Source organism: Bacillus sp. SIMBA_074, assembly GCF_046534555.1.
Classification (GTDB): domain Bacteria; phylum Bacillota; class Bacilli; order Bacillales; family Bacillaceae_G; genus Bacillus_A; species Bacillus_A mycoides.
The window spans coordinates 1-279 of record NZ_JAWRYM010000396.1 but is presented as its reverse complement, the minus strand read 5'-3'; the positions used below and the strand labels follow the sequence as shown (position 1 = coordinate 279).

Genomic DNA, 279 nt, shown 5'->3' with positions numbered 1-279 from the left:
CAGCGGACCGCGGCGGGTCCATTCGGTGCGCAGGGCGTCGAACCGCACCGGCTGGCCGGCGCGCTCGCCGAGCCAGGCCTGGACCCTGGCCGGCTGGTGCTCCACCAATGGCAGGACCTGGCTCAACGCCCCCACCAGCAGCGCGACGAGCACCAGCCCCAGCGCCAGTGAATAGGCGGCGAAGCGGCGGGTCAGGCGAAGGCGGCGGCGCAGCGGGGTGGGCATCAGGGGCCGGGATCGGGGGTTCGGGACGACAGGAACCGCACAGCATGCCAGTCC

Annotated in this window: 1 protein-coding gene; it reads right to left on the bottom strand. The window is 74.2% G+C overall.

The annotated features are described in order from the left end of the window. A partial coding sequence (locus SB773_RS31300; protein WP_410594176.1) for a hypothetical protein occupies positions 1–225 on the bottom strand: 225 nt, incomplete at its 3' end. Positions 226–279 lie beyond the last annotated feature (54 nt).